We start from the raw sequence: 25,898 nt of genomic DNA on the forward strand, positions 1-25,898 counted from the left end.
ATAAATTCGTAATGAAATTACTAATAAGCTATTAAGTTTTACTAAGCAGCTTAGCTATTAACTTTAAATTAAAAACACTTAAAAACAAATCTATCAAACTATGAAACAAATTTCAAAATTATTCGTGGTATCCTTGTTGAGTGGCGCAACAACTCTTGGAGCGTATAAATTATTATTTGACAGCAATGGTTATTTTTCGTCTAATAAGCAAGAAATCACTACACTTGCTCCAGAATCTTACGGCAGACAAGTTAATTTAGCTGCCGAAAACATTGATTTTACGGTCGCTGCAGACAAAACAATTCATACAGTAGTTCACGTAAAAAACGTATCTGTTAGAAATGTCTCCAATCCTATAATGGAATACTTTTATGGCTACGGAGGGCAGCAGCAACAAGAACAGGTTGGAACTGGTTCGGGAGTAATTATTTCGGAAGATGGCTATATCGTAACGAACAACCACGTTGTAAAAGACGCTTCGGACATTGAAATCACCCTGAACAACAAAAAAACATACAAAGCAAAACTCATCGGAACTGATTCTAAAATGGATATTGCTTTACTTAAAATTGATGCCGACGAAAAACTTCCATACTCGACCTTTGCCAATTCTGATTCGGTAAAAGTGGGCGAATGGGTATTGGCCGTTGGAAATCCGTATAATTTAACCTCTACAGTAACGGCTGGAATTGTTTCTGCCAAAGCCAGAAATCTGGATACTAGAGGAATTCAATCCTTCATACAAACTGATGCTGCAGTAAACCCTGGAAACAGTGGTGGTGCATTAGTAAATACCAGAGGAGAATTAATCGGAATCAATACTATGATTTCATCTATGACAGGTTCGTATGTTGGATATTCATTTGCCGTTCCTTCTAATAATGCCCGAAAAATAATTGAAGACATCATGGAATTTGGCAATGTACAAAGAGGAATCCTTGGTGTTGAAGGCGGAGAATTAAACGGAACTGCATCCAAAGAACTAGGCGTTATACAAACTCAAGGTTTTTATATTAACAAAGTAGCCAAAAACTCTGGTGCCGAAAAAGCTAAACTTCAAAAAGGAGATATCATTGTTAAACTAGACAATCAGGATATTGCCACATTTGCTGATTTGTCAGGATATGTAAATACCAAAAGGCCAAATGACAAAATCCAAGTCACTATCCTAAGAGACAACAAATCGATGATAGTCCCTGTTGTATTAAGTAAAAATGAATCTTTTAGTACCGATTTCAAAGGAATGGAACTAGAAAATATTAATGCTGATGACAAAAAGAGATTCAAATTGAATTATGGTGTAAAAATTAAAGACATCAGCAATGAAAACTTAGCACAATACAGTGAAGAATTGAAAGGGAACATCATCATTAGCATCGATAATGTAAAAGCGACCGATGTAGAAACCGTTTCTAAAATTTTGAATAATAAAGACGAAAGACAAAGTACCCGTATCGAAATGATAACTAAAAATGGAGAAATCATTCGAATCATTATCTAAAACGTTAAAACCCTAAATCCAAAGTCGGCTTGCATTTGTAAGCCGACTTTTTTTATTCCAAAAAAAACGTAAAAAAAGTTACGAAATCGATTGAAATAAGTATTTTTGCACCGAATTTTAAAAATTAATAACATTTACAAGTTGTTTTGTTATTAAAAAAATGGTCTAACAATACAAAATTTCATCATGACTAAAATGGATTTATACGAAAAAGAGGTTTCGTTACAAGCCGACAGAAGACGTTCAGGAGTAGAATTAATTAAAATCATCAGCGATTTATGGTATGACAAATCCATTGAGCTGGTTTTGTTCCGCAATCAATTAATAGACAGAAATGTAAGTGAGATTATTAACTTACATGAATACGCTGGTAAATTTATTGGTAAACCCATTTCGGTTTCAGACTCAGTTGAAATTGCCAGTGTTATACTTTCTTTAGACTTACCACCATCCAAATTAGATATCGGTAAACTTACTTACGAATACCGATTAGAAGACGAAAAATATCCAGATGTAAGACATTTTGTTTTACACAAACTCAAAAAAGCCAAATTAACCAAAGAAATCAAACCAAAAGACGTTGTCCTTTACGGTTTTGGACGTATCGGACGCTTATTAGCGCGCGAGCTAATGTCCAAAACTGGTAAAGGTGAACAAATGCGCTTGAGAGCCATTGTCACGAGAGACAAAAACGACGCTACAAGTTTAGAAAAAAGAGCTTCTTTATTGCGCTACGATTCCATTCACGGAGATTTTCAAGGCTCAGTTGTGGCAGATACAAAAAACAACGCCTTAATCATCAACGGTACAACCGTACATATCATCACTGCCAATACTCCAGAAGAAATTGATTATACGAACTACGGAATCGAAAAAGCCCTTGTAATCGACAACACAGGTGCCTTCACATCCAAAGAAGCTTTAAGTCGCCACTTGGTATCCAAAGGTGTTGCCAAAGTATTACTTACTGCCCCAGGAAAAGGGATTCCAAACATTGTTCACGGTGTAAACCAAAACGAATACAACCCAGACGAAATCGACATTTTCTCAGCAGCATCCTGTACTACCAATGCCATTACTCCGATTCTAAAAGCGATTGAAGACACTTTGGGCGTTGTAAAAGGACACTTAGAAACTATTCATGCCTACACTAACGATCAAAATTTGGTCGATAATATGCACAACAAATACCGTCGTGGCAGAGCTGCAGCACTAAATATGGTTATCACCGAAACCGGTGCAGGAACCGCAGTAGCCAAGGCATTACCTACATTAGAAGGGAAATTAACCTCCAATGCCATCCGCGTTCCAGTTCCAAATGGCTCATTGGTAGTGCTGAATCTTGAAGTAAACAAAGAAACTTCGGTAGAAGACATCAACGCCATCATGAAAAAATATGCATTAGAAGGCGAATTGGTCGAACAAATCAAATATTCTCTAAATAACGAATTGGTTTCTTCAGATATTGTAGGAACTTCGGCACCATCTATCTATGACAGCAACGCAACTATCGTTTCCAAAGATGGTAAAAATATAGTGCTTTACATTTGGTACGACAACGAATACGGCTATAGCCATCAAGTAATTCGACTTGCCAAATACATTGCCAAAGTAAGACGCTTTACATACTACTAACCAAACCATTTGCAGGTTGGGAAATGCTCTTTTAGTTTTAATTTTAGTTTTTTAGATAATAAAATCACCCCAACCTGAATTCAATAGAAACCCGTCTTGTTCTAGTAACTTGGCGGTTTTTTATTGCTCCAAAAAAAGTATAAGGGCGTGCCCCCGCTATCAAAAGGGGCTTACTTATAGTACTGCTTATACAGCCCCTTTCGACAGCGGGGTCGGGCTATACGCGTTACAAGGTAACTTGCTTCTATCCCTCACGCAGGCAAACGAGCGTAGTAAAAAAGTAAAAACAAACAAACGAGGTAAATTAGCAATATAGAGGTAGGTCGTACCAACACTATTGGTACGACCTACCTGTCTTATTGGTGCTTCGCACCAATACTGTTGGTGTAAAATACCAATAGTACAGGTGTTAAAAGCCAATACTATTGGCCCTTTGTACCTGTGTTATTGGTATTAAGCACCAATAACACAGGTGTTAAACACCAACAGTATTGGTGTTTAACCATAACAGTATAGGTACATAACACCAACAGTATTAGCTTTAAGCACTTGTTTTTAAAAAGAAAAACTTGATTATTACCTAACAATCGCATATTCTATCCTGTACTATTGAGTAGTCAACAAAAAGAACTTCTATGTTACTTCCGAAAAACAACTATATTTGAATTAAATAATACGAAATATACTTTCGCCAATCTACCCAAAAACAGGTATAATTACGAATATTTGTTTCGCTTATAAACAAGTTAGCGGTAATTGTAGCGGAATGAAGACAGATATTATAAAATACGACTTTAAGACAGGACTTCCACAAGAATTTGAAATTGTGGATTTAGCTACATTGTACCAAGAATTCAAAAATACTTTAACCACTACTCACAGGACAGGATTTTATCATATTATTTGGTTTCAGCAGGGGAATCCAACACATTTAGCAGACTTCAATCCAATAAAAATATCACCTAATTCTTTACTTTTTTTAAATAAAGACACCGTTCATCGTTTTGATAAAGAAACCAAATTTGAGGGAAAGATATTATTATTTACGGAGAGTTTTTTCTGCAAGACGAAGACGGACACCAAGTTTTTAAGAAACACTCCTTTATTTAATGAATTGTTTTCTATTACGCCAATTCAAATTCAAAAGCAATCAGAGGTATTTGCAAATCTGATGCAATCAATGGCTGACGAATTACAAAAGACAAAAGACCATTTTCAAGCTGACATTTTACAAAATCTGCTAAAAAACTTTCTTCTACATTCAGAACGAGAATATGAGCAACAAAACCTTTTCGAAGTTAAAAAAGGGGCTGATTTTGATATTGTGATATTGTTTAAAGACCTTTTAGAAGCCAATTTCAAAAATCAAAAGCAAGTGAATTTCTATGCCAAAGCATTAATTATTACCGAAAAACGCCTTAATCAAGCAACTTCGAAGGTAATAGGTAAAACACCAAAAGAAATTATCGACGATAGAATTATCCTTGAAATCAAACGTATTTTGGTTCACACAACCGGAAGCATCAAAGAAATTGGATATAGTTTGGGTTTCGAAGAACCAACCAATTTTATAAAATACTTCAAAAAACATTCCCAAATGACGCCTGTTGAATTTAGAGAGAAAAACTCTTTGGCGTAAAAGTATCATTCAAAAGCCTTTTTCTACCTTTTCCTACTTTCATAAACATAGCAACTTTGCATCGTAATAAAAACATTTAAAAAATGAAAAAAACGATAGTAAGGATTGCGTTAATTTTAATGGTTGGATTATCCGCATCAGCTCAAGAAAGCACAGCCAAATTAAAAAATAAAAAAAGTAATAAAATGGAAATTTCAAACAAACAAAAAGTAGTTGCTCTTTTGAAAAGTATTGAAACAGGTGATGCAACTCCTGTTGGATACATTAACCCAAACAAATACATACAACACAACCTTGGTGTTGCTGACGGACTTGCTGGTTTTGGGGCGTTGCTTTCTCAACTTCCTCCTAATTCTGCAAAAGTAAATACAGTACGTGCTTTTGAAGATGGTAATTTCGTTTTCACTCATACGGATTACAATTTCTTCGGACCTAAAATTGGTTTTGATATTTTTAGATTTGAAGACGGTAAAATAGTTGAACACTGGGACAATTTACAAGAAACAGCAAAACCAAATCCAAGCGGTCACACAATGATTGATGGTGCTACGGCAACTAAAGACCTTGATAAAACAGAAGCAAATAAAACTCTTGTGAGAAATTTTGTTGATGATATATTAGTAAATGGTAAAATGGACAAATTAGCAGGTTATTTTGATGGAAATAATTACATTCAACACAACCCAAATATTCCTGACCAACTTTCAGGACTTGGTGTAACTCTTGAAGCATTAGGTAAACAAGGTATATTCTTGAAATATGACAAAATTCACCAAGTTCTTGGAGAAGGAAATTTTGTATTAGTTGTTAGTGAAGGACATTTCGGCAAAGATTACGATGCTTTCTATGATTTGTTTCGTGTAGATAACGGAAAAATTGCAGAACATTGGGATGTTATTGAACCTATTGCGCCAAAAGAAAATTGGAAAAACAATAACGGAAAATTCTAATAAGAAAACTATTTAACTGAAAAGCCATTTACATATATTTGTGAATGGCTTTTTGGCGTGAAAAAAACAACTACCGCTAACAGCCGTTACAAGAGATTTGGGCATTTGGCTGAATTTAAAAATGGTTTTGTACTTGGAAAATTTGTGCATAATAGAAAAAAAATCGCCTATTTTTAAGCTGTTACTGCAGATACAAAATTTAAAATAGTTGTAAGCAAAAACCTCGATTAAATCCATATTAATCGAGGTTTTGTTATATTTCTAAATGCGTATTCAAGTCTTTAAAAAAGAATTTCATTATTGATTAATCACTACAACACCTCAAACAACTGTTAAAACACAAATAAATACGTATTATTTTGATGTTTTTTGAAGATTACTCAAATAAATATTCTAATTTAGTTCGCCTAAACCAAATCGAAATGAGAAGAACCCTACTACTATTATTTTTGAGTCTGTTTTTGCCCAAAATGCATGCTCAGGATTATTTCCCAAACAGTGAAAGCGTACAAAACAAAAACAACAATTACACTGCTTTTACTAATGCCAAAATTTACATCTCCCCTACTCAAATCATTGAAAAAGGGACATTATTAATCCAAAACGGAAAGGTTGTTGGAACTGGAGATGCGTTAACTATACCAAAAAACTCTACAGTTATTGATCTTAAGGGAAAATTTATTTATCCTTCCTTTATAGACATCTACACTAATTTTGGTATAGAAAAACCAAAAAAGAATTTCAGTGAAGACGATGGCCCTTTGTACAACACCAAAAGAGTTGGTTATTATTGGAATGAAAGCATTCGCTCTGAAATAAATGCGTATGACACTTATAAATATGACCAATCCAAAGCCGAAGAATTATTAAAAGCTGGTTTTGGAGTTGTACTCACCCATTTCCCCGATGGAATTGCCCAAGGATCTGGTGCTTTAATAGCTTTAAACAATACTGTAAGCACCAATCGTGTGGTATCAAACAAAATAAGTAACCAACTCGCTTTTACAAAAAGTGCCTTAACAAACCAAGCATACCCAACTTCATTAATGGGGAGTATGGCATTGTTACGTCAAATGTATCTGGACATGAATTGGTATAAAAACGGAAACTCAACTACCAAAGACTTATCCCTAGAAGCGATGATTGAAAATCAAAAACTGATTCAGATTTTTGATGCAGGAGATAAATTAAACAGTCTTCGTGCTGCCAAAATAGGAAAAGAATTTGGCATCAATTATATTATAAAAGGAGCCGGAAATGAGTTTGAAAGAATCGACGAAATCAAGAAAACTGGTTCAAAATTCATTATCCCTATCAATTTCCCTGAAGCTTATGATGTATCCAATCCATACTTAGCTAATCAAATGGAGTTAAATGATTTCCGCTTTTGGAATCAGGCACCTACAAACCTGAAAGTTTTATCAGATAACGGTATTGTATTTGCTATAACCACTGACAAATTAAAGAAGACAGAAGATTTTAGACCCAACTTATTAAAAGCTATAAAATATGGCCTGGATAAGACAAAAGCATTAGAATCTTTAACTACAATTCCTGCTTCTTTATTAGGAAAAAGCGATGAAATAGGCAGTTTGAAAAATGGAAGTCAGGCAAATTTCATCATCACTTCAGGAGAATTATTTGAAGAAAAAACTATTGTTCACGAAAATTGGGTACAGGGTGCAAAATATACAATAACCGAAATTGTTCCTAATGACATTCGCGGAAATTACGATTTGACCATTGCTAATGAAAAATACAAACTAAATATTGAAGGTGAGTTAGCTGAACCAAAATCTGAAATTACAACTGTTGATGCTAAAAAAGTAAATTCGAAACTAACAATAGCAAACAATTGGATAACAGCCTTAGTAAAATCGAAAGATACTATAAATCCTAACTTCACTCGATTAACTGGATTTATCGAGAATACAGCAGTACTTTCTGGGAAAGCAATCTTAGCTAATGGAAATGAAAGCATTTGGACTGCAGTAAAAACTGCTCCTTTTATTATTAAAAAAGATTCGGCAAAAGTAGATAAACCAAATCATATCATTCCGGTAACTTATCCCAACGTTGCCTTTGGGAATCTACAAAAACCAACACAACAGACTTTATTATTCAAAAATGCTACGGTTTGGACAAATGAAAAAGAGGGAATTCTTGACGAAACAGATGTGTTAATCAAAAATGGAAAGATTACCGCCATTGGGAAAAATTTATCTGATGCTTCTGCAACAACAATAGACGCAAAAGGTAAACATTTGACCTCAGGTATTATTGACGAGCATTCACATATTGCTATTTCTGCAGGTGTAAATGAGGCAGGACAAAACTCTACTGCCGAAGTAACTATCCAAGATGTAGTAAACTCTGAAGACATAAACATATATAGAGATCTAGCAGGAGGAGTTACCACTTCTCAATTATTGCACGGTTCTGCAAATCCTATTGGAGGCCGCTCGGCTATTGTGAAATGGAAATGGGGATTATCCGCAGATGAAATGCTATATAAAGACCAACCTAAATTTATCAAATTTGCTTTAGGAGAAAATGTAAAACAATCCAATTGGGGAATTGACAATCCAACCAGATTTCCTCAATCCAGAATGGGTGTAGAACAAGTTTTTACAGACTATTTTCAAAGAGCTAAAGAATATGAAGCTTCATGGAAAAGTTACAATGTAGGTTCTAAAAAAGACAAGAATAAAGCACCTAGGATTGACCTAGAAATGCAAGCCCTAGTTGAAATTTTAAACAAAGAACGTTTTGTAACCTGTCATTCCTACGTACAATCCGAGATTTTAATGATGATGCAGGTGGCAGAAAAATTTAATTTTAGAATAAATACTTTTACTCATATTTTAGAAGGCTATAAAGTTGCCGATAAAATGAAAGAACACGGTGTAGGAGCTTCTACTTTTGCAGACTGGTGGGCTTATAAATTTGAAGTAAACGATGCCATTCCTTATAATGGACCAATTCTTCACAATCAAGGAATAGTTGTAGCTTACAATTCGGATGATGCAGAAATGTCTCGACGATTAAATCAAGAAGCAGCTAAAGCCGTTAAATATGGTAATATATCTGAGGAAGAAGCTTGGAAATTTGTCACTTTAAATCCTGCCAAGTTATTGCATATCGATGATAAAATTGGAAGTATTAAAGTAGGCAAAGATGCTGATGTTGTATTATGGAACAACAACCCTCTTTCAATTTATGCCAAAGCAGAAAAAACAATCATTGAAGGTGTTGTTTATTATGATTTGCAAAAAGATGAAGCACAACGCAACGCAAATTCCAATGAGAGAAATGAATTAATTACTCAATTATTATTGGAAAAAAACAAAGGAGCGAATACTCAGGAGCCTAAAAAGACAGACAAAAAAGCATACCATTGTGATACTTTAGAACAATAAAAATATGAAAATGACACATACAAATAAAGTGATCGTATTATTGGTATTTCTTTTATCAGTAACTACAAAAGCACAACAAATTCCAGCATCAAAACAAACAAAATCGGTATTAATACTCAATGCAACCGCTCACTTAGGTAATGGAAAAATTATAGAAAACAGTGCAATCGGATTTAAAGATGGAAAACTAACTTTAGTTGCCGATGCGACCACTATTCGATTGGCAAAAGATGCTTATGACACCACTATTGATGCCAGCGGAAAACACGTATATCCAGGATTTATCGCACCCAACTCTTCTTTAGGACTGGTAGAAATTGATGCTGTGAAATCAACAGATGATGAAGATGAAATTGGCAAGTTCAATCCTCACATACGAAGTATTATTGCTTACAATTCCGAATCAAAGGTGATAGAAACCGTTCGCCCAAATGGAATCTTACTCGCTCAAATTACTCCAAGAGGAGGAGGACGTATTTCTGGCACTTCATCGATCGTTCAACTGGATGCATGGAGTTGGAAAGATGCTATTTTAAAAGAAAATGATGGAATACATTTGGAATTTCCTTCTAGTTTCAAAAAAAGCGGTAGTTGGTTTGAACCTGGAAACATTGAACCAAATAAAGATTATAAAACTCAAATAGAAGAGATTAATGCTTTTTTATCTAATGCCAAAGCTTATAATTTAGATACAGCAAAAGAGAAAAACCTAATTCTGGAAGCAACAAAAGGATTGTTTGACGGTACACAAACTTTGTTCATTCATGCTGATGAAGAAAAACAAATTATAGATGCCATACAATCTGCAAAAAGTAATGGAATTTCCAAAATAGTTATTGTAGGAGGATATGATGCCTATAAAACTAGTGATTTACTTCTAAAGAACAACATTAGTGTTCTTTTAAGACGTGTTCATGATATGCCAGAAAAAGCAGATAATGATACTGATTTACCATATAAATTAGCCAAAATATTGACGGATAAAGGAATTTTGGTTGGTTTAGAAAATAGTGGCGATAACGAAAGAATGAATACTAGAAATTTACCTTTCCTTGCTGGTACTTGCGCCGCCTATGGTTTGGATAAAGAAACAGCCTTACAATTAATAACATCCAATACGGCAAAAATTTTAGGAATTGATTCTTTCTGTGGGACTTTGGAATTAGGTAAAGATGCTACTTTATTCATTTCAGAAGGAGATGCATTAGACATGAGAACTAATAAATTAACGCAAGCATTCATTCAGGGAAGAACAATCAGTTTAGAAACACATCAAAGTGATTTAAATAAAAAATTCAAGGCAAAATACAATCAATTGTAATTGAATTTTAAAATAAATTAAACCAACCAACTTATGAAAAAAGCATTTACCAAACTTGTTCTTGTTTTTATCACTATTGCTCTCGTTAGCTGCAATTCAAATAAAAAAGAAAGTAACGACACTACAGACAAAAGTTTTGCAACTTTTGAAACTAATTTTTTAGATGCTTATTGGAAACAATACCCTTCTGCCTCTATAGGAGTAGGTTATGGCAAATATTACGACAAATTAATTATTCCTAATGCTGCTACTTTTGCTAATAACGTTTCTTTTTCAAAAAAATGGTTAGCCGATCTAGAAGCTTTGGACTATGATCAACTCAGTGATAATAATAAAATCAGTAATAATATCATCAAAAATCAGTTGAAAAGCGATATTTGGTATACTACCGTTTTTAAACAACAAGAATGGGATGCTTCTGTCTACAATATTAGTGGTTCTTGCGATTACATCATTAACCAACCTTATGCACCATTAGACGAGCGTTTGAAAATACTAACCAAGTTTTTAGAAAACTCTGATGTTTATTACAAAGCAGCACTGGCGAATTTAAAACAACCAACCAAAGAACATTTGGAAATGGCTATCAACCAAAACAAAGGTGGTTTAGGAGTATTTGGAAAATCACTTACTGATTCTATTGCTGCTTCTCATTTGTCTGCAACCGAAAAAGAAAGTTTGCAAAAAAACATCATCAAAGCAACTACTGCCATGAATGACTACGTGAGCGGTTTAGAAAAAATTGATGCCGACAAGGGTTTTAAATTCAAAGATTACCGCATCGGTAAAAAACTTTTTGCCGAAAAATTTAAATATGACTTAGCTACAGATTTTACTCCAGAGCAGATTTATGCCAAAGCAGTTACTGACAAAAAATTCTATCATAACAAAATGTATGTCACAGCAAGTAAGGTATGGACAAAGTATTATCCAACCCAAGCCAAGCCAAAAGATAGTTTAGAAGTAATTCGAATGGTCTTGAGTAAAATACAACTCAATCACCCTACTCCAGCGAATTTCTACAAATCCCTCAAAAACCAGGTGACTCAGTTGAAAAAGTTTATCATTGAAAAAGATTTATTCGATTTTGATACTATTTCACCACCAATTAAAGTGCGATACATGCCGGAATATGCTAGAGGTTTTGCTTTAGCTAATGCTGAATTTATCCCGCCTTACCAAAAAAAGGGTACTACTTATTTCAACATTGATGACCTCACTCAATACTCACCAGCTAAGGCGGAAAGTGCTTTGCGTGAAACAAATTCTTATTCTTCGCAAATATTATCCATTCACGAGGCGGTTCCAGGACATTGTTTACAAGGAATTTACAACAATAAAAAATCTCCGGATGTATTGCGTTCTGTTTTCCAAAATGGCGCCATGATTGAAGGCTGGGCAGTATATTGTGAAAAGATGATGATTGACGAAGGCTGGGGTAATCATGAGCCCGAAATAGAATTAGCATTGGGAGTTTGGAAACTTCGCGAATTAGCGAATACTATCATCGATTATGATATTCAATGTTTGAACAAACCAAAAGAAGACATCGTAAATCTATTATCAAAAGAATGTTTCCAAACTGATCAACAGGTTGAGGAAAAATATCATCGCGCAACGGTTTCACAAGTACAGCTTTGCTCTTATTATAGTGGTGCAACAGCCATTCAACAGCTTAGGGATGATTATCAAAAGAAAATGGGAGACAAATACAGTTTAAAAGATTTTCACGAGAAGTTTTTAAGTTTTGGTAGTTCGCCTGTAAAATATATTCGTGAACGAATGTTACAGTAACAATTAAACACAGTTATTGCAGAACCAATTAACTCCATCTCTCGCGGAGGTCTCATTAAATCGATTTTTTAGTAGCAAATTCAATGCTAAAATAAACTCTTTAATAATCTTGCAAACTTTATGTTCTAGTTTACAAAGAATTGCCAAAAGTGCTAAATTATATAAATTGCATAATACGCTTTCTTTGTAAACTTGACATATTTTCAGAATACATTCTACTGTTTAATACCTCGTAACATTAAAAAACATTTGTATATTTGCCAACGCAAAATCCAAAAGGCAAATATAAAATGTAAAAAACAATTTCTTTCAGACAAATAAAGATGATATTCCACAAGTTGGTTTACTTCATTGTTTCATCCTCAAAAGAAAGAATATGTTTATTTTACAAAACGTGTCTTATACACATCCCAACAAAGAATTACTGTTTAGCGGCCTCAACTTTACCGTAAACCCTCAAGACAAAATTGCATTAATCGGCAACAATGGTGCTGGAAAATCAACCTTATTAAAAATCATTGCAAAAGATTTGCAACCTTCAAATGGACACCTACACGTTGATTCTGAACCTTATTATGTACCTCAGATTTTCGGCCAGTATAATCATCTGACGATTGCACAAGCGTTAGGTATTGAAGACAAACTAAATGCCTTAAAGGAAATTTTGAACGGAAATGTTTCGGAAGAAAACTTTGATTCATTAAATGATGATTGGACAATTGAAGACCGCTGTAAAGAAGCCTTAAAATATTGGTAATTAAACAATTTAGACTTAACTCAAAAATTAGAAACACTAAGCGGTGGTCAAAAAACAAAAGTTTTCCTTGCCTGCATTTCCATTCATCAACCTGAATTAATTTTATTGGACGAACCAAGCAATCATTTGGATATTTCTAGCAGACAACTTTTATATAATTTTATTCAATCAACAAAAAGCACCTTAATTATTGTTAGTCATGATCGAAAACTATTAAACCTTTTGGGGAAAGTTTGCGAATTGAATAAACATGAAATTAAAGTGTATGGAGGTAATTATGATTTTTATACTGAACAGAAGCAGATAGAAAGCAACGCTTTGAACCAAGACATTCTAAACAGAGAAAAAGCTTTGCAAAAAGCCAAAGAAAAAGAACGGGAGACATTGGAACGTCAACAAAAATTAGACAGTCGTGGAAAAGGAAAACAAGAGAAATCAGGAGTTTCCCGTATAATGATGAATACTTTGCGAAACAATGCCGAAAACAGTACATCAAAAACAAAAAGTGTTCACGCTGAAAAAATAAGTGGTATTTCTCAGAAATTACAAGAGTTACGGACAACTTTGCCAGATATAGATAAAATGAAATTTGGCTTTGACAATTCTTCGTTGCATAAAGGAAAAATTTTGTTTACTGCAAAGGATATTAATTTTAGCTACAACAGACAAAATCTTTGGAAAGACAATTTAAACTTTCAAATTACAAGTGGCGAACGCATAGCCTTGAAAGGACAAAATGGTTCAGGTAAAACAACTTTAATAAAATTAATTTTAGGAAGTTTAGCACCGCAATCAGGAACAATTTCTAAAACTGAAAATAAAGCGGTTTATATCGATCAGGATTATTCTTTACTTGACAACAAATTGAAAATTTACGAACAAGCCCAGCAATTCAATACTTCGGCTTTACAAGAGCATGATATAAAAATGAGACTCAACCGTTATTTGTTTACCAAAGATGATTGGGACAAATCATGCAGTGTATTAAGTGGTGGCGAAAGAATGCGCTTAATCCTTTGTTGTCTAACCATTAATAGCCAATCGCCTGATATTATTATTTTGGACGAACCAACAAATAATTTAGATATTCAGAATATAGAAATAGTAACAACGGCCATCAACGAATATAAAGGAACTTTAATTGTCGTTTCGCATGATGAAACATTTTTGGAACAAATAAATATTGAACATACAATTGAGCTGTGAACTGCAAAACAATAACATATACATTTTGAATCATTTGCAGTGTTTTCCATAAAATTGAATTACTATTTTCTTTAACTTCGTTCTAGTTGAAATAACCTTTAATGTTAGAAAATGAAAACCGAAATACAAGCATATAACGATAAGCAAACTCCCGTTGATAAAGAAATTTGTGACCAACTTGCCTTGACAATTAACAATGAGCTAACAGAAGCAGAAAACAAAATTTGGCACGCAATTCCTGTTTGGTTTTTAGATGGTAATCCGATTGTTGGTTATGGTAAACTAAAAGACAGTGTTAGGCTTTTATTTTGGAGCGGTGAAACATTTGAAGAAGAAAAACTTCAGAAAGAAGGAAAGTTTAAAGCGGCTGATATTCGCTATACATCCACTGATCAAATTAACTCAACAGACTTAACTCGTTGGCTCAAAAAATCAAGAGAAATTCAATGGGACTATAAAAACATAGTAAAACGCAAAGGACAACTTGAACGTTTAAAATAAGAAATTAGCAACATTGTAAATTCTATAAATAACCTTTATTTACGCAAATCTGATTAAAATTTCAAATTGTTATTACAATCCAATCTTTTAAATTGGTAAGACCGTTGTGCTCTTCACTTCTGAAATAATAAAAAAACTATTTATAAGAGATACTTCAGGTAAAATAGACAATTTCATTTGATGAAAATGATGGTAACTTTCCATATCAGGTAGCACAATTTTAAGCATATAATCAAAGCTTCCTGAAACAAAATTACATTCTACCACTTCAGGTAAATTCAAAATAGCCTGATTGAAACTATCCGAAATATCGAAAGTTTGCTTTACTAATGTCACTTGACAATAAACCGTGAGGTTTTTACCTAGTTTTTTTTTGTTTAAAATAGAAACATATCGCTCTATAATACCCTCTTTTTCAAGACGTTTCACCCGATCATGAACAGGAGTTAGGGAGAGATTTATGCTATTCGAAATGTCTTTTAAAGTCAAATGAGCATCTTCTTGAAGAAGGCGCAATATTTTTCTGTCAATTTCATCTAAATTCATAACAAAAAAGGAGTTAAAACAATTAAAAAATAACAATTAAATCCGATTAATTTTCTCTTTTCAAACAAAAAAAAGAACAAATAAAGAATTATTTTATGCTAAATTACTAAATAAAAACAAAATTTTCTTTTTTTTATTTACAATAAACAAAAAATTTCTTTATCCCCTAAATTTGTAACACAATATAAATCAATCACAAAATACAACAGTTATGATAATCGGTGTACCAAAAGAAATCAAGAATAACGAAAATCGTGTTGCTCTTACTCCAGCAGGTGTTGCTGAAATGAAAAAAAATGGCCATAGTGTTTATGTTCAAGCAACTGCAGGTGAAGGAAGTGGTTTTGCTGATGCAGAATATGCTGAAGCAGGAGCTGTAATCTTAGCTACTATTGAAGAAGTGTATAGTATTGCTGATATGATCATCAAAGTAAAAGAACCAATCGCATCTGAATACAATTTAATTAAAAAAGATCAATTACTTTTCACCTATTTTCACTTTGCTTCATCAGAGCCACTAACTCATGCTATGATTGAGCGTCAAGCTATTTGTTTAGCTTATGAAACTGTTGAAAAAACAGACCGTAGCTTACCATTATTAGTTCCAATGTCTGAGGTTGCAGGTCGTATGTCAATTCAGGAAGGTGCTAAATACTTAGAGAAACCACTAAAAGGAAGAGGAATTCTTCTTGGAGGTGTTCCTGGTGTTCCTCCTGCAAAAGTATTAGTTCTTGGTGGTGGAATCGTAGGAACTCAAGCTGCAAAAATGGCTGCAGGTCTGGGAGCTCAAGTAACTATTATGGATGTGAGTTTACCACGTTTACGTCAATTGGATGATATTATGCCAGCTAACGTTACGACTCAAATGTCAAATAATTACAATATTAAAAAAGCAATTACTGAATCCGATTTAGTTATTGGAGCTGTATTAATCCCAGGAGCAAAAGCACCACACTTAATTACTCGTGATATGCTAAAATCTATGCGTCCAGGAACTGTTCTTGTTGACGTAGCAGTTGACCAAGGAGGTTGTATCGAGACTTGTACTCCTACAACTCACGAAAACCCAACTTTTATCATTGATGATATTGTACATTACTGTGTGGCTAATATGCCAGGAGCAGTTCCATACACATCTACACTAGCACTTACAAATGCTACTTTACCTTATGCTGTACAATTGGCAAACAAAGGATGGCAAAAAGCTTGTGCAGAAAATGAAGAATTAAAAAAAGGATTAAATATTGCCAACGGAAAAATCCTTTACAAAGGAGTAGCCGAAGCTTGGAATCTTCCTTTTAATGAAGAATTGGTATTAGAAAACACTGTTTGCTAATATTAAATAAGTGCTTACTACACTAGAAAAACCCGTTTTGACATCAAAACGGGTTTTCTGTTTTTATAAATAAACTAATTTAATGTAAGATTAAAACTGATTAAAGCTATTCTTTTGGTTTCGTTAAATAATATATCGGAATTCCCGTGAGCATTATTAACACTCCCCATCCACAGGTGGAAAATTTAGTCAATAATAACCCAATACAAATAGCAACTGCAACTACAATATAAACCAATGGTAAAAATGGATATCCAAAGGCTTTGTATGGTCTTTCGGCTTCAGGCATTTTTTTTCTAAGAATAAAAATCCCATAAATCGTAAGTATATAAAAAATCAATACAATGATAATTACAAAATCCAATAAATCACCATATTTACCAGTTAAACACAGTGCAGAAGCCCAAAAACATTGAACCCATAAAGCCCAAGCTGGCACACTAGCATCATTCAGATTAGCAGCTTTCTTTAAAAACAAACCATCTTTAGCCATAGTATAATACACTCTAGCTCCCGCCATAATCAATCCGTTGTTACATGCAAAAGTCGAAATCATAATCATTAATGCAATGATAATCGTCCCCATGTCACCAAAAGTATATTGGGAAGCCACTACCGCTACTCTATCTGATTTTGCAGTTGCAATTTCCTGAAAAGGAATAACTGCTAAATACATCAAATTGGTTAATATGTAAATAATAGTCACAATCAATGTTCCTAAAAACAAACTCAATCCAACATTACGTTTTGGATTTTTAATTTCACCAGCTATAAAGGTAACTCCAACCCAAGCATCACTAGAAAACAAAGAACCAACCATTGCTGCTGAAATCCCTGTTAGCAAAGCCGTACCACCAATTGGCATCCAAGATCCTCCTTCAGTATCAAATGCTCTAGAACTCCATGCATTTGACCAGTTAGCATTCCAAATATCAGCTTTGGCTGCTAATATAAAACCAAAAACAATCAATCCGAACAATGATAAAATCTTAATTATTGTTAAAACCGTTTGCATAATTTTACTGTTTTTTACTCCACGACTATTAATGTAAGTCAATAAGACAATCGTAATTATAGAAACAATTTGAGCTGCATTTAATTTGAATGAACCTAATTCGTACAAAATATTTTCATCACTCAAAGGGGGATACAAATAGGCGGCAAATTTCGAAAACCCAACCCCAACAGCAGCTATAGTACCTGTTTGAATTACCGCAAAGAAACTCCAACCATATAAAAAAGCAACTAACTTATTATAAGCTTCTTTAAGATAAACATATTGACCTCCTGCATTAGGAAACATAGCGCTCAATTCTCCGTAACTCACAGCAGCTATCATTGTTATTAAGCCCGAAATAAGCCATATCAATATTAACCAACCTGCAGATCCTACTTGTCTGGCAATATCGGCACTCACAATAAATATTCCAGAACCTATCATAGATCCCACGACAAGCATGGTTCCATCTAGTAAGCCTAGTTCTCTTTTAAATTCTTCTGGTTTGTTTTGTTCCATTTTTTTGGTTTGTTTTTTTGGTTGGTTAAAGATATACTTTTTTTTAAAAATCCATAATCTGATTCTTGCATTATTGAATTTTCAGAAATTAAATCTCCTATTCTTTATTAGTTTTTTTGCAAAGACTCAACTATTAATAATTGCTTATTTTAAAAGGCTACCGATAAATAAAATTTTTATTTATTTTCTTCAGATGAAATCAATATGAAATAATTTACAGTTTATGAAATTCGTATGTTTTTTTTATTAAATTTGAAATGAGTGTTTCAAAAACACTTAAATTCAAATTTCTATTAACAATTATTTATTTATTGTATTAAAAAACTTTAGCCCCCAAAATTTTAAATACAATAAAATAAGACTATCAGATACTTGTTAAAGCAAGAAATAGGGTTATAAACCTACAAACCAAAAAATATGTCGAAAGTCCAAATTTTAAAAAAATTACGTTTTTCAAATGTTTTTATTCTATTATTAATTGTATTAATTTCCTGTGCATTACTAATTTGTATCAATTTTTTTACCATCAAAATTTTATCTGCAAATAGAGCCTATGTAAATGGTGAATCGCATTATTCAAAAGGTCAAAAAGATGCATCCCGCCATCTTCTTACTTATCTATTTACTAAAGACTCAAATCAATGGCAATTATACCTGAAAGAATTAAAAGTCCCTCAAGGTGATGCTACAGCCAGAATAATGCTTTTAAAAGTTGGAGATAATGAAACTTCCCGCAAAGGGTTCCTTGAAGGTAGAAATCATCAAGATGATTTAGATGATCTTGTTTGGTTGTTTGTTAATTTTAAACAAGTATCTTTTTTAGCAAAAGCAATTCATGAATGGGAACAGGGAGATAATTTAATCTCTAAATTATTTGTTATAGGAAATCAAATTGACGTCAAAATAAAACATAACATTTTAACTTCAGCTGAACAACAAAAATTTCTTCAAGAAATTAATGACATTAGTGACAAACTAACCATTAATGAACGTAATTTTTCTAATACTTTGGGGGAAGGAACCCGTAAAATAAAGAACCTACTTATTATTACTAATATCTTTTTTATTTTAATTATCGTTTGCAGTTTTAGTCTTTATTATTCAATAATGGTAAAACGCTTAATAGCTTCAAAAAAAGAAATTGAAATTAAAAATGATAACCTCCTATTGGTAAATCACGAACTCGACCGATTTGTTTATAGTGCATCACATGATTTAAGATCTCCGATAACTTCATTAAAAGGCCTTATTGACATAACCTTATTAGAAGATGATGTAAATCAGATTAGGGAATATCTAAATTTAATGTCCCAAAGTCTTATTAGACAAGATCAGTTTCTTAGCGATATTATAGATTATTCCAAAAATAAACGAAAACAAATAATTATTGAACCTGTAAGTCTCCATGAATTATTTGATGAAGCAATATCACAAGTAATGCATCTAGAAAATGCCAAACGAATCACTATCAAAAAAGAATTATTAGTCGATGAAATCCAGAGCGATGGTTTGCGCTTAAAAATTATCATTTCGAATTTATTATCCAACGCAATAAAATATTCGGATAGTAGCAAAAAAAATATGTTTATCTCTATTAAAACTTATATAGCCGATGGTTTTAATACAATTGAAATATCCGATAATGGACTTGGAATTAAAACTGAATTCATAGAGCACATCTTTGAAATGTACTTTGGAACAAATAAAAACAAGGGTTCAGGACTGGGTCTTTATATTGTACAAGAAGCTGTCGAAAACATTAAAGGTACAATTTGTGTCTCTTCAGAAAATAATATTGGAAGTAAATTCATTGTAACCTTCCCAAATCAAAATGGAATATAAACCAGTATTTTTAATAATCGAAGACAATCTAATAGATCAAATTATCTAAACTCTACTCTTTTATTATTTCAAAACACGATTTACTTGTGCAAAATTCTTGTGATAATATGGTTCTTTCGTTGATGAAACGATCACTCCTGAATGTGTTGATGAATGAATAAATTTTATTTCACCTTCTCCTACTTCAATAACCATTCCTACGTGATTGATATGGCTTCTACCATTAGTTCTAAAAAAAATAAGATCTCCTTTTTGAACATTTTCATCATCAATTTTTTCTCCAAATGAAGATTGTTCAATAGATGACCTTGGTAATTTTATATCAAATGCCCCAAAAGTAGAACACATCAAACCAGAACAATCGAATCCAGCAGTTGTAGTGCCACCGGATCTATATCTTGTCCCTATTTTATCAGATGCCTCCTGAATGAGTTTCTCAATCAAATCTTGATTAGCAATAGGCAACCGAACAGATATACTGTCTTGTGGTTTTTCAACTTGAGAGACAGTCGTCATTTCTTCTTTTACTATTACTTTTTCGACAGTAGTATTTGGAACTTGAATAGTCAATTTTGCGCCAACATCTAATTTTTGTTGAATGCTAGGATTTTGTTTTTCCAGATCTGCTACAGTGATACCATATTTTTTTGCAATTCCGTATTTTGTTTCTTTGGTCAAAACCACATGAATAATTTCTGCTGTTTGACTTTCAGAATCTGTTTTAATTTCTTTAGAAGTATTTATATCAACAACAGGAACTGTTGCTTTAATTTCTGCAACTGGAACTTCTTTTTCTTTTAAGCTCTCATTATCTACAACAGCTTCGTTTTCTTTTAATTTTCCGTTACTTGGAATACTGATTACTTGTCCAATACTTAAGCCCTTTTTACCAATATTTGGATTTGCATTTTGCAATTCTTTCAATGTAATTCCATATTCTTTTGCAATAACATATAAAGATTCTTTAGCTTTTACCTGATGTGTCAAAGGTGCAGGCATCTCTGCAACTTCTTCTACTTTAGTATTTGATAAACTGACGATTTCTTTTTGACTCAAACTTGATGGAACAATAATAGTTTGACCTATTTTCAAGCCTTCCGTTTCTAATTTCGGATTGGCTTTATAGAGTAGTTCTTTGGTAGTTTTGAATTGTTTGGTAATTCCATACAATGTTTCCTTAGCCAATACTTCATGAGTAACTTCGGTAGTTTGTTCGGAAACTAAACTTTCAGTGCTGTTTTCTTTTTTGGATTCAGAATTTGGAATTACTAAAACCTGGTTGAGATGTAAGGTTTTTTTAGCCTTAGGATTTAGCTTATAAATCGATGCAATCGATACATTATATTTTTGAGCAATACTGGAAATTGTTTCTCCTTTTACGATTGTGTGCTTGATATTATTTTCTTGCGAAAAAACACTTATGCTACAAAAAAAAAGTGCTAAAACAATTACTCTAAAATAACTCATTCCTTTTTTATTTTCGTCAAATTCTAATAATACAAACGTATTTATAGACGAATTATTATTATTTATATATTTTCATATCAAAAAACTACTGTTTTCTGAAGAATGACAAATATATGTTTTTAAGTAAATATGAAAGTTAAAGGATTACTAAAATTTTAGTAAAATGTAATAATTGTATGTTATTTAGAAACAATCTTTTGCAATTTCACTCCTTATCTAAAGTAATTTATAAGCTTTTCAAAATGGCGATATAATGAAAAACTGTACCTAAAAGCACAAAGAAATGCCAAACAGTATGATAGTAGTTTTTATATGATTTTACATAAAAATAGACTCCAAAAGTATAACTTAAACCTCCGGCTAAAATCCATAAAAACACCGAAAATGGCATAACGCCCCACAAAGGTTTAATAACGAAAACAATCATCCACCCCATTAACAAATACAATACAGTAGAAACAATCTTAAAACGATTTACATAAAAAATCTTAAAAAAAGTACCTAACAAAACAATTGCCCACATTGTACCTAGAAAAATCATTGCACTTTTGGTATTCAAATACAAAATCATTAAAGGAGAATATGTTCCTGCAATAAGAAAATAAATACTGATATGATCTGCTATTTTAAGTAATTCTTTGCTTCTCTCTTTTTGAACCAAATGATATAAGGACGAAAAACAATACACTAACAACATTCCAACTCCAAAGGTCAAAACTGACAAAACAGTAACTAAATCATGCTGTTTGGAGGCTTTAGTTACTAAAAAAGGAACCGCGATTAAACAAAACAATACTCCTAGAATATGTGAAATTCCATTTGCTAATTCTTCGTTTCGGGTTTGAATTCTGTCTGACATTAATTTTACAATTTTAATCCAATATCACTTAAATCTATAAATTTTCTTCTTCATCAGAATTACTATTCGATTTGATAGTATCAAATAGGATAACTTCGCTTTCTTGATCCTTCGTTTTTCTTTCCTTGAGCTTTGTTTTTACAAATTGGACTACCATTATAAATACCATCAATAGAGCAACTAAAAAACTCAACCCAAAAATTGCAACTGCACCCGTTACACATTTATTCCCATTCATAGTCATTCCTTTCATTGCTAAGAAAAAACTAAAAAAAGTAATAATTACTTGCATAAATAAACTAGCAATACAAACACCTAAATAGTCTTTATACAATAAGTTATTCAAGGATTTATTACCCGAAATAATTTGAAATACCAAAGGAATAAACAATATTAAAACTGAAACTAGTATTAGCATTTAAAATTATTTTTAATAGACTTTCAAAGAATTAGATTAATGAATTACCTAATTGTCACTTTGTAAATTTATTCAAACTTTTTGTACAACAATCCAAAAATAAATTATTTTTTTGAGCTCTAGAATTGAGATTTCAAGTTTTACTAAATGATTCCATAAACACTGTATTCTTTAATTTTAATTCCTAAAAGTGAGATAAATAACATGTTTTATGGCACGAAACCCCAATAGCAAAGATGCCTAACACCTATAGTATTGGTCATTAACACTAGTCTCATTAGTACTAAACACCAATAGCATGGATACTTAATACCTATAATACTGACTATTAACACTAGTCTTATTGGTACTAAGCACTAATAGTACGGGTGCTTAACACCTGTAATATTGGCTATTAACACTAGTCTTATTGGTACTAAACACTAATAGTATGGCTGCTTAACACCTGTAATATTGGCTATTAACACTAGTCTTATTGGTATTAAACCCCCATAGTATTAGTGTTAAGCACCTGTAATTTTGTTTTAAACTCCTGTCTTATTATTTCAAAGCACCTATAAATGATATGACAAATGATTTTATAATACTGCATCACTAGCCCTGATGGGAATGGAAAGCCTTGTGAAATAGACTTGTATTTTTTTCTTGATATAAAAGAGCGACCAACGGAAGCTCCTTTTATATCAAGAAAAAAACAAGGATATAAACAAGCTTGAAATAACAGCAGGATTAGCTCCTTATTTAAATTTTGAACAAAAAAAACTCCCAAGTTGCCTTGAGAGTTTTTGACATATAAACAGTAACATTTAAGCGTTGGCTGCTATTAAGTTCAAGGCTGAACCTGCTTTGTACCAACCAATTTGTCCTTCGTTGTACGTATGGTTTGCCAAGATTGTGTCTTTGCTTCCATCAGCATGAATAAATTCTACTGTTAATGGTTTTCCTGGAGCGAAATCAACCAAATCGGTGAAGTTGATAGTGTCATCTTCTTGGATTTTGTCATAATCAGCTTCGTTAGCAAAAGTCAATCCTAACAAACCTTGTTTTTTAAGATTCGTTTCGTGAATACGAGCAAAAGATTTTACCAATACGGCTTTTACACCCAAGAAACGAGGTTCCATCGCAGCATGCTCACGAGAAGAACCTTCTCCATAATTATGGTCGCCAACAACTACTGAAGGCACACCGGCTGCTTTGTAAGCACGAGCTACTACAGGAACTGCATCAAACTCGCCCGTCAATTGGTTTTTAACAGAATTTGCTTTTTGGTTGAATGCATTGATTGCACCAATCAACATATTATTTGAAATATTATCTAAATGTCCACGGAAACGCAACCATGGTCCTGCCATAGAAATGTGGTCTGTGGTACATTTTCCAAAAGCTTTGATTAATAATTTGGCTCCTGAAATATTTTTACCATCCCATGCATCAAATGGAGCCAATAATTGCAAACGATCCGAAGTTTCGCTTACCACAATCTTCACGCCTGAACCATCGGCAGCTGGGGCTTGGAAACCAGCGTCTTCTACAGCGAAACCTCTTTTTGGTAATTCGTCACCAAATGGAGCGTTTAACTTTACTGCTTCTCCATTATCATTTATTAAAGTATCTGTTAATGGATTAAAATCCAATCTTCCAGAAATTGCCAGTGCAGCTACCATTTCTGGTGAAGTCACAAAAGCGTGTGTATTTGGATTACCATCAGCTCTTTTTGAAAAGTTACGGTTGAATGAATGTACGATTGTATTTTTCTCTTCTTTGTCTGCCCCTGCTCTATCCCACTGTCCTATACATGGTCCACAAGCGTTTGTAAACACTTTGGTTCCCATCTTTTCGAAAGTAGCAATGATACCGTCTCTTTCGATAGTATAACGAATTTGCTCAGAACCTGGGTTAATTCCGAATTCAGCTTTTGGAGTAATTCCGTGTTCAACAGCTTGGTTTACAATTGAAGCTGCACGAGCCATATCTTCATAAGAAGAGTTTGTACAAGAACCTATTAATCCCCATTCTACTTTTATTGGCCATCCATTAGCTGCAGCTTCGGATTTCATTTTAGAAACTGGAGTTCCGCGATCTGGAGTAAATGGCCCATTAATATGTGGTTCTAATTCAGACAAATTGATTTCGATAACTTGGTCAAAATAATTTTCAGGATTAGCATATACTTCTGGATCTGCTGTTAAGTATGACGCTACTTTATCTGCGGCATCCACTACATCCTGACGATCAGTAGCTGACAAATACCTACGCATAGAATCATCATAACCGAATGTAGAAGTGGTAGCACCGATTTCGGCACCCATATTACAAATAGTTCCTTTTCCTGTGCAAGACATTGAAGTAGCACCTTCACCAAAATATTCAACAATTGCACCAGTTCCACCTTTTACGGTAAGAATATCGGCTACTTTAAGAATTACATCTTTAGGAGCAGTCCATCCCGATAATTTTCCAGTTAATTTTACTCCAATTAGTTTAGGAAATTTTAATTCCCAAGACATACCAGACATTACATCCACAGCATCTGCACCACCAACACCGATAGCTAGCATACCTAATCCACCAGCATTTACAGTATGTGAATCGGTACCAATCATCATTCCTCCTGGGAAAGCATAGTTTTCTAAAACAATTTGGTGAATAATTCCTGATCCTGGTTTCCAGAAACCAATACCATATTTATCTGAAACTGATGACAAGAAATCAAAAACTTCTTTTGACTGTTTATTGGCTACAGCCAAATCAGATTCAGCCCCATTTTTAGCTAAAATCAAATGATCACAGTGCACCGTTGTAGGAACAGCAGCTGTTTTCTTACCAGCATGCATAAATTGTAATAATGCCATTTGGGCAGTTGCATCTTGACAAGCAACTCTATCTGGAGCAAAATCTACATAATCAACCCCTCTTTTGTAAGCTTCCTTTGCTACTCCCTCCCAAAGGTGATTGTACAAAATTTTCTCAGTTAAAGAAAGTGGACGGCCAACTATCTCACGTGCTGCATCAACACGACTTACCATGTTGTCATACACTTTTTTAATCATTTCGATATCAAATGCCATAAGATGTATATTAAATTGTTTTTTGTTATTCTTTTTTCGAACACTACAAGGTACAAAAAAATCAGAGTATAAAAAAGCCCGAGTCAAATGACTCAGGCTTTTATAATATAATTAACAAATGGT

16 protein-coding genes and 1 pseudogene are annotated in these 25,898 nt (G+C 33.2%); 11 read left to right on the top strand and 6 right to left on the bottom strand.

The features are described 5' to 3' along the window. Positions 1-100: 100 nt before the first annotated feature. The 9 genes and pseudogenes from CLU82_RS04065 to CLU82_RS04105 all read left to right on the top strand — a co-directional run bounded on the left by CLU82_RS04065 (position 101) and on the right by CLU82_RS04105 (position 14,723). Positions 101-1,501: a trypsin-like peptidase domain-containing protein gene (locus CLU82_RS04065; RefSeq protein WP_100841890.1), complete on the top strand. Its 1,401-nt coding sequence runs from the start codon at positions 101-103 to the stop codon at positions 1,499-1,501. A 186-nt stretch (positions 1,502-1,687) separates the two neighbouring features. Then, positions 1,688-3,136: a glyceraldehyde-3-phosphate dehydrogenase gene (locus CLU82_RS04070; RefSeq protein ID WP_100841891.1), complete on the top strand. Its 1,449-nt coding sequence runs from the start codon at positions 1,688-1,690 to the stop codon at positions 3,134-3,136. A 766-nt stretch (positions 3,137-3,902) separates the two neighbouring features. Beyond that, complete coding sequence (locus CLU82_RS04075) at positions 3,903-4,775, top strand: helix-turn-helix transcriptional regulator (RefSeq protein WP_100841892.1); 873 nt, start codon at positions 3,903-3,905, stop codon at positions 4,773-4,775. A gap of 83 nt (positions 4,776-4,858) precedes the next feature. Beyond that, positions 4,859-5,725 (top strand): hypothetical protein, encoded by an 867-nt coding sequence (locus CLU82_RS04080; RefSeq protein WP_232735207.1) that lies wholly within the window; start codon positions 4,859-4,861, stop codon positions 5,723-5,725. Between the two features lie 422 nt (positions 5,726-6,147). Then, positions 6,148-9,144, top strand: a complete 2,997-nt coding sequence (locus CLU82_RS04085) for an amidohydrolase family protein (protein WP_100844927.1) — start codon at positions 6,148-6,150, stop codon at positions 9,142-9,144. Positions 9,145-9,154: 10 nt separating this feature from the next. Beyond that, entirely contained in the window at positions 9,155-10,465 is a 1,311-nt protein-coding gene (locus CLU82_RS04090; protein ID WP_100844928.1) for an amidohydrolase family protein, read from the top strand. Positions 10,466-10,498: 33 nt separating this feature from the next. Beyond that, a complete protein-coding gene (locus tag CLU82_RS04095; RefSeq protein WP_100841893.1) occupies positions 10,499-12,259 on the top strand; it encodes a DUF885 domain-containing protein in 1,761 nt (586 codons plus the stop codon). Between the two features lie 376 nt (positions 12,260-12,635). Then, a pseudogene (gene abc-f, locus CLU82_RS04100) lies at positions 12,636-14,222 on the top strand (ribosomal protection-like ABC-F family protein). A gap of 111 nt (positions 14,223-14,333) precedes the next feature. Further along, positions 14,334-14,723: a DUF1801 domain-containing protein gene (locus tag CLU82_RS04105; protein WP_100841894.1), complete on the top strand. Its 390-nt coding sequence runs from the start codon at positions 14,334-14,336 to the stop codon at positions 14,721-14,723. An 87-nt stretch (positions 14,724-14,810) separates the two neighbouring features. Here CLU82_RS04105 and CLU82_RS04110 read toward each other — a convergent pair whose 3' ends face one another. Next, a complete protein-coding gene (locus tag CLU82_RS04110; RefSeq protein WP_100841895.1) occupies positions 14,811-15,269 on the bottom strand; it encodes an Lrp/AsnC family transcriptional regulator in 459 nt (152 codons plus the stop codon). Between the two features lie 211 nt (positions 15,270-15,480). On the opposite strand from CLU82_RS04110, the gene ald reads away from it, so the two are divergent. Beyond that, positions 15,481-16,605, top strand: coding sequence for an alanine dehydrogenase (ald, locus tag CLU82_RS04115; protein WP_100841896.1), 1,125 nt, complete (start codon positions 15,481-15,483; stop codon positions 16,603-16,605). Between the two features lie 106 nt (positions 16,606-16,711). On the opposite strand, the gene CLU82_RS04120 is transcribed toward ald, so the two are convergent. Next, the gene (locus CLU82_RS04120; RefSeq protein ID WP_100841897.1) at positions 16,712-18,121 is read right to left on the bottom strand and encodes an APC family permease; all 1,410 of its coding nucleotides are present in this window, start codon (positions 18,119-18,121) and stop codon (positions 16,712-16,714) included. Between the two features lie 417 nt (positions 18,122-18,538). Between CLU82_RS04120 and CLU82_RS04125 the strand changes: the two genes are divergently transcribed. Beyond that, the gene (locus tag CLU82_RS04125; RefSeq protein ID WP_100841898.1) at positions 18,539-19,963 is read left to right on the top strand and encodes a HAMP domain-containing sensor histidine kinase; all 1,425 of its coding nucleotides are present in this window, start codon (positions 18,539-18,541) and stop codon (positions 19,961-19,963) included. A 63-nt stretch (positions 19,964-20,026) separates the two neighbouring features. Here CLU82_RS04125 and CLU82_RS04130 read toward each other — a convergent pair whose 3' ends face one another. The 4 genes from CLU82_RS04130 to CLU82_RS04145 all read right to left on the bottom strand — a co-directional run bounded on the left by CLU82_RS04130 (position 20,027) and on the right by CLU82_RS04145 (position 25,775). Further along, positions 20,027-21,430 carry a LysM peptidoglycan-binding domain-containing protein gene (locus tag CLU82_RS04130; RefSeq protein WP_100841899.1) on the bottom strand — a complete coding sequence of 468 codons (1,404 nt, stop codon included), beginning with the start codon at positions 21,428-21,430 and terminating at the stop codon, positions 20,027-20,029. 226 nt (positions 21,431-21,656) lie between these two features. Then, positions 21,657-22,289, bottom strand: coding sequence for a hemolysin III family protein (locus CLU82_RS04135; protein WP_100841900.1), 633 nt, complete (start codon positions 22,287-22,289; stop codon positions 21,657-21,659). 34 nt (positions 22,290-22,323) lie between these two features. Further along, complete coding sequence (locus CLU82_RS04140) at positions 22,324-22,707, bottom strand: hypothetical protein (RefSeq protein WP_100841901.1); 384 nt, start codon at positions 22,705-22,707, stop codon at positions 22,324-22,326. A gap of 806 nt (positions 22,708-23,513) precedes the next feature. Next, positions 23,514-25,775: an aconitate hydratase gene (locus CLU82_RS04145; protein WP_100841902.1), complete on the bottom strand. Its 2,262-nt coding sequence runs from the start codon at positions 25,773-25,775 to the stop codon at positions 23,514-23,516. Positions 25,776-25,898 lie beyond the last annotated feature (123 nt).

The organism is Flavobacterium sp. 5, from assembly GCF_002813295.1.
Lineage (GTDB): Bacteria > Bacteroidota > Bacteroidia > Flavobacteriales > Flavobacteriaceae > Flavobacterium.